The organism is Flavobacterium sp. (assembly GCF_031363805.1).
Classification (GTDB): Bacteria; Bacteroidota; Bacteroidia; order Flavobacteriales; family Flavobacteriaceae; genus Flavobacterium.
In genome coordinates this window covers 1-6400 of record NZ_JANLVD010000226.1, presented here as the reverse complement: position 1 = coordinate 6400, position 6400 = coordinate 1, and the positions used below count along the sequence as shown (strand labels likewise).

Here is a 6400-nt window from a genome sequence, read left to right as displayed (position 1 = left end):
GTGGGATTATTATTTATTGCTGCGGCAGCCTTGTTTTATTTTTCCAAAAAAGTACCCAGCGGTATTTCTATAGAACCCATGGAAAAAGCCAATAAAGCTTTGAGAACATTGGTGATTATGACTGTATTATTGGCAGTTTGTTTTACACCAATTTTCAGAAGTTATAAAAGCGAAGAAGCCAAAAAAATCGAATCTTTAAATAAAGAAAATGAAACCATACGATTTGATTTAGCAAGAACATCTTATGTTGCCAATTCTCCAGAATTATTACAAATTGATGCTAAAATAAAATCCAATGAATCCGATATAAAAGCGATAAAGGAACCTCTAGAAAAGTATAGAATGATGTGGCTTTCTGGTGCATTATTGGTAGTTCTTGGTGGAATTCTATTGTCGTATTTTTCAGCTCAAAAAAAATCGGAGGGATGGGGCGCTATGCAATATCCACAACTGGTTTTAGGAATGCTTGCCATTTTTACCTATGTTGGTGTAGAAGTGGCCATTGGAAGCAACTTGGGTGAATTACTCAAATTACCAGAATTTGGAAGTATGCCTTCGTCAAATATTGCGCCATATGTATCCATGTATTGGGGTAGTTTGATGATTGGGCGTTGGGCTGGAGCTATAAGTGTTTTCAACTTGCAAGGAAGCAAAAAAACATTAGCTTTAATCATAATTCCAATTATTGCCTTTGGAATTATATTGGGTGTAAATATACTCTCTGGAAAAGACATGAAACCGCTTTATTGCTATATAATATGTGTATTCATTCAAATTGCAGCTTTCTTTTACAGCAAGGACAAGCCTGCAAAAACATTAATGGTTTTTGGAAGTTTAGGCATCATAGCTATGCTCATAGGATTATCAACCACAGGAACTGTTGCTATTTACGCCTTTTTAGCTGGAGGTTTGGCTTGTAGTATTATGTGGCCAGCAATTTTTAGTTTATCAATTATTGGACTTGGAAAATATACTTCGCAAGGTTCTGCATTTTTAGTAATGATGATTTTGGGTGGCGGAATTATTCCTCCTATTCAAGGTAAATTATCAGATATTATTGGAATCCACCATTCCTATATTGTAGCTGTAGTTTGTTTTGGTTACCTGACATTATTTGCTATTCTAGTAAAAGCGATACTCAAAAAACAAAACATCCACGTTGACAATATTGAAGTAGAAGCTTCTCACTAATTATAAGATTTATTTGGGCGTGCCCCGAAGTCGCTTCGTCGTTCCTCCTCGCAACTTCGGGTCGTGCTATGCATTGCAATCTTTTTATTTTTAAAGAAAAAATAAAAAGGATTTCCATTGCTATCACTCACGCAATCAACAGTAAAGAAACTTGTAAATTCAAAAGCAATGTGCAGTTTATACAAAAAGTGTATTCAGTTTCGGCCAAGTATGCAAATTTTACGCAGATTTTATTTTAAACTACAAATCGTTTAAATAATTCTTAAAATATAATTCAGAGCAAACTTATAACTACTTTTGTCCTGAATTTTTATTTATGCAAATCAACAAGTATTATTTAGCCGCTTTATCATCATTTATTATTTGGGGATTTTTTAGTTTGGCACTAAAACCACTGCACGATTACCCATCGTTAGATATTTTGTTTTATAGGGTTTTTCTTGCTACTGTTTTATTGCTTATTATCAATCTAATTTTTAGAAAAAAAATCATTAAAAATGATTTACAAATACTAAAAAATTCACAAACCAATCAAAAGTTCAAAGCTATATTTTTAACAGCTTTTGGCGGCTTATTATTAATCCTAAATTGGTTTTTATTCATTTATGCAGTCAATCACGTAAGCTTAAAATCTGCCTCATTTGCCTATTTAATTTGTCCCATTATCACCACAATACTGGCATTTTTTATATTAAAAGAAAAGCTCAGTTCATGGCAATGGTTTTCGGTATTTTTATGCATTCTCAGCTGTGCAATATTGTCATTTGGGCATTTATCAGATTTGTTTTATAGTCTAACCATAGCCGTATCGTTTGCACTTTATTTAATAAGCCAGAAAAATAATAAATTCGACAGATTTGTAGTACTCACAGTTCAAATGGTCATTGCATCCATTATAATTTTGCCATTTTTCCCATTTTACAGCGGTCAAATACCTTCTGAACCTATTTTTTATATTTTATTAATTGTCATAGTTATTGTATTTACCATTATTCCACTGTTCTTAAATTTATTTGCTTTAAAAGGGATCAATTCCTCCACCGTAGGTATTTTAATGTATACCAATCCTTTAATAAATTTTGTACTGGCGATTTTTTATTTTAAGGAAGAAATCAATCAAATGCAAATTATTGCCTACACATTAATTTTAATTTCCGTCATTATCTTCAATGAAAGATTTTTCTTTAAGAAAAAATAAATAAAACGTTTTTTTTTGAGCCTTTTCCAGCTTTCCGCTCTAGCCATCGTCTTAAAAGCTTTTTTTCTAAGCCATTGCAAGAGCTTCCTTTGGTCGCTTTGCAAAGCCCAGAAAAAATAGCTTTTAATTCCTCAGGGCTGCCGCTTCAATCTGGGGCAGTTGCGGTAGCATTTTATATTGAAATTGAATCAAATCAGAAGATAAATGTATTAATCATGTATAAAAAAATCCCAATCTTTCGACTGGGATTTTCTATAAGTATGTAAGTATAAATTTTGTTGATAAAACGTTTATTTTACTTTATTAAGTACAGCTTTGAAAGCAACTGGGTGATTCATAGCCAAATCTGCAAGAACCTTACGGTTCAATTCGATATTGTGTTTCTTAGCTTGACCCATGAATTGTGAATAAGACATTCCTTCCAAACGAGCTCCAGCATTAATACGTTGAATCCACAAAGAACGGAAATTTCTCTTATTTACTTTTCTATCACGGTAAGCGTAGCACATTGCTTTCTCCACCGCATTTTTCGCAACTGTCCAAACGTTTTTACGACGGCCAAAGAAACCTTTGGCTTGCTTCATTATTTTTTTTCTTCTTGCTCTTTTAGCAACTGAATTTACTGATCTTGGCATAATTTTTACATTTTTTTGTAGCAGGCGTCCTGAATTTAATCAAAGGAACTTAAGGCCATACTCCAAGGTTATTGAAATTGTTTTAACCTAAAGGTTATCTAGGCAATAGTAAATAGGCATTAGGCAAAAGGTTTAAAACTTATGGCTAGTGGCTTTTCACTAATGGCTTTTTAGATAATCCTTAATTGTTGTTTGATACTTTTCATATCTGTTGCGTGAACTAGCGCAGAGTGTGTCAAGGCTAATTTACGTTTTTTAGACTTTTTGGTCAAAATATGACTTTTAAAAGCATGTTTTCTTTTAATCTTTCCAGAACCAGTAACTTTGAATCGTTTCTTGGCGCTAGATTTGGTTTTCATTTTAGGCATTTTTTCCTAGATTTTTTAATTTATTCTTACTTACTATCTTTGCGAGGAACGACGCAGTTTGCTATCGTTCATCAAAATTCTTATTATGCAATTGCACAAATCAATCCATTGTGTATTGTCATTGCGAGGTACGAAGCAATCTGTCGTCATTTTACTCAATGCTTTCACCAGAACTAGGTTGAGCTTCTGTATTTTTCACAACCGGTTTTTGTTGACCTTCCTTTGCTTTTGGTGCGGATTGGGTTGATTTACCTTTTTTAGGCGCAATAAACATAATCATACGTTTTCCTTCCAAAACTGGCATAGCTTCTACCTTCCCATATTCTTCCAAATCTGTAGCCAGTCTTAATAATAAAATCTGACCTTGATCTTTATAAATAATCGAACGACCTTTAAAGAATACAAATGCTTTCAATTTTGAACCTTCTTTCAGAAACTTTTCGGCATTTTTTCTTTTAAATTCGTAATCATGCTCATCTGTTTGAGGACCAAAACGAATTTCTTTTACTACAATTTGAGTAGATTTTGCTTTCAGTTCCTTCTCACGTTTCTTTTGCATGTAAACAAACTTTTTATAGTCCATTATTTTACACACTGGCGGTTCTGCATTTGGAGAAATCTCTACCAAATCCAATTCTAGTTGGTCGGCAAGTTTCATAGCTTCCGAAGTTTTTATAACTCCTGGCTCCACATTATCTCCTACAAGACGTACTTCTGGAACGCGAATAAAATTATTTATTCTGTGTTCATCTTTTTTTTCTACTCGAGGCTGGTAACCTCTACTGTTTCTAATTGCTATGGCTCTTAATTTTTAATTAAACTTCAAATGTTTTTAGCGTTTTGCTTATTTCTTCATTGACAATTTCAGCAAATTTGTCAATTGTAACGGTAATATTTCCTTTTCCTTCCTGTCCATGACGGCGTATAGAAATAGTATTATTTTTCTCTTCTTCCTCACCTACAATTAGCATGAATGGGAGTTTTTGCATTTCTGCATCTCTAATTTTCCTGCCAATCGACTCATTTCTGTTGTCAATTAGGGCGCGAATTTCGTGATTTTCTAGCAGATTTAAAACTTTTTTAGCATAAATTTCATATTTTTCACTCAAACATAATATTATAGCCTGTTCGGGCATCAACCAAAGTGGGAAATTTCCTGCCGTGTGTTCAATCAAAATTGCAATAAATCGTTCCATACTTCCAAATGGAGCTCTATGAATCATAACTGGCGTATGCAATTCATTATCAGAACCTTTATAAGTCAATTCAAAACGCTCTGGCAAATTGTAATCTACCTGAATCGTTCCCAATTGCCATTGTCTTCCCAAAGCATCCTTAACCATAAAATCTAATTTCGGACCATAAAAGGCAGCTTCACCATAGGCAACAACAGTTTTCAATCCTTTGTCGGCAGCAGCATTAATAATGGCATTTTCTGCCTTCTCCCAATTTTCATCGCTTCCTATATATTTTTCTCTATTTTCTTGATCTCTCAAAGAAATCTGAGCAGTAAAATTCTCAAATCCAAGTGAACCAAAAACATACAAAACCAAATCAATAACATTCTTAAACTCTTGATCCAATTGGTCTGGCGTGCAAAAAATATGTGCATCGTCTTGCGTAAATCCCCTCACGCGAGTCAATCCGTGCAATTCTCCACTTTGTTCATATCTGTAAACCGTACCAAATTCCGCATAACGTTTTGGCAAATCTTTATAAGACCAAGGTTTTGTATTGTAAATCTCGCAGTGGTGCGGACAATTCATTGGTTTCAATAAAAACTCTTCACCTTCAGCAGGAGTGCTTATCGGCTGAAAACTATCTGCGCCGTATTTTGCATAGTGTCCCGATGTCACATACAATTCCTTTTGACCAATATGCGGTGTAACCACCTGCTCATAACCCGCTTTTTTCTGTGCTTTTTTCAAAAATTGCTCCAATCTGTCACGCAAAGCAGCACCTTTTGGCAACCACAACGGCAAACCAGCACCAACTTTTTGAGAAAAAGCGAACAATTCCAATTCTTTACCAAGTTTTCTATGATCACGACGTTTTGCTTCCTCCAGTAATTCTAAATATTCGGTCAAATCTTTTTGCTTCGGGAACGATGTTCCATAAACACGAGTCAACTGTTTGTTTTTCTCATTCCCTCGCCAGTAAGCGCCAGCAATACTCATAATTTTTACAGCTTTTATAATTCCAGTATTCGGAATATGTCCACCACGGCACAAATCCGTAAAAGTCGCATGATCACAAAATGTAATTGTGCCATCTTCAAGATTTGTAATTAACTCTGTTTTGAATTCATTATCCTTATATAATTCCAGTGCATCAGCTTTTGAAACCGACCGTAATTTAAATTCATATTTTTCACGAGAAATTTCTAAAATTCTATCTTCAATTTTCTTAAAATCCGCTTCTACAATTTTATTTTCACCAAAATCAACATCATAATAGAATCCATTATCAATCGCAGGACCAAGTGTCAGCTTTAAACCAGGATACATTTCTTCCAAAACTTGCGCCATTACGTGCGAAGTAGAATGCCAAAAAGCCTTTTTCCCATCCTTGTCATTCCAAGTGAATAAAATAAGAAAGCCATCCGTCATCAATTTCGTTGAAGTTTCCACTGTTGTCCCATTAAAACTAGCCGAAATCACATTTCTAGCCAACCCTTCACTAATACTCAATGCAACATCCATAGGTGTTACACCGTTTTCAAATCCCTTAATCGAACCATCAGGCAAAGTAATCTTAATCATCATTATAATTTTATGACCGCAAATATAACGGTTTCGCAAAAAACATACAATATATATAAGGTATGTTTTTTTTTATTTTTTTCATCCCGATCTTGTCGAATGATATGGCGTGTCCCTTCAGATTGCTTCGTCGTTCCTCCTCGCAACTTCGGGTCGCGCTATTCGTTACAAGTCCTCGCACTTCCTTCGTCAGGCTGTGGGCTTTCCACTGCTATCGCTCACGCGGAGTGATGCCTAATATTTGAC

Annotated in this window: 5 protein-coding genes and 1 pseudogene; 2 read left to right on the top strand and 4 right to left on the bottom strand. The window is 34.6% G+C overall.

Annotated features, from left to right (window positions below; genetic code table 11):
- A partial coding sequence (locus RMN92_RS11910; protein ID WP_309609660.1) for an MFS transporter occupies window positions 1–1191 on the top strand: 1191 nt, incomplete at its 5' end.
- A gap of 316 nt (window positions 1192–1507) precedes the next feature.
- Entirely contained in the window at window positions 1508–2389 is an 882-nt protein-coding gene (locus RMN92_RS11905) for an EamA family transporter (protein WP_309609659.1), read from the top strand.
- Window positions 2390–2679: 290 nt separating this feature from the next.
- Here the strand turns inward: RMN92_RS11905 and rplT are convergent, their stop codons facing one another.
- The 4 genes and pseudogenes from rplT to thrS all read right to left on the bottom strand — a co-directional run bounded on the left by rplT (window position 2680) and on the right by thrS (window position 6154).
- On the bottom strand, window positions 2680–3024 hold the full coding sequence (gene rplT / locus RMN92_RS11900; protein ID WP_309609658.1) for a 50S ribosomal protein L20: 345 nt from the start codon (window positions 3022–3024) through the stop codon (window positions 2680–2682).
- A gap of 170 nt (window positions 3025–3194) precedes the next feature.
- Window positions 3195–3392: a 50S ribosomal protein L35 gene (gene rpmI / locus RMN92_RS11895; protein ID WP_011963049.1), complete on the bottom strand. Its 198-nt coding sequence runs from the start codon at window positions 3390–3392 to the stop codon at window positions 3195–3197.
- A gap of 253 nt (window positions 3393–3645) precedes the next feature.
- Window positions 3646–4185 (bottom strand): annotated as a pseudogene (infC, locus tag RMN92_RS11890) (translation initiation factor IF-3); the annotation flags it as partial.
- Window positions 4186–4207: 22 nt separating this feature from the next.
- Window positions 4208–6154, bottom strand: a complete 1947-nt coding sequence (gene thrS / locus RMN92_RS11885; RefSeq protein ID WP_309609661.1) for a threonine--tRNA ligase — start codon at window positions 6152–6154, stop codon at window positions 4208–4210.
- Window positions 6155–6400: the final 246 nt, after the last annotated feature.

Bases quoted from the DNA above. Each gene is read 5' to 3' on its own strand.
- RMN92_RS11905 (WP_309609659.1), top strand. From the start codon at position 1,508: ATGCAAATCAACAAGTATTATTTAGCCGCTTTATCATCATTTATTATT.
- rplT (WP_309609658.1), bottom strand. From the start codon at position 3,024: ATGCCAAGATCAGTAAATTCAGTTGCTAAAAGAGCAAGAAGAAAAAAA.
- rpmI (WP_011963049.1), bottom strand. From the start codon at position 3,392: ATGCCTAAAATGAAAACCAAATCTAGCGCCAAGAAACGATTCAAAGTT.
- thrS (WP_309609661.1), bottom strand. From the start codon at position 6,154: ATGATTAAGATTACTTTGCCTGATGGTTCGATTAAGGGATTTGAAAAC.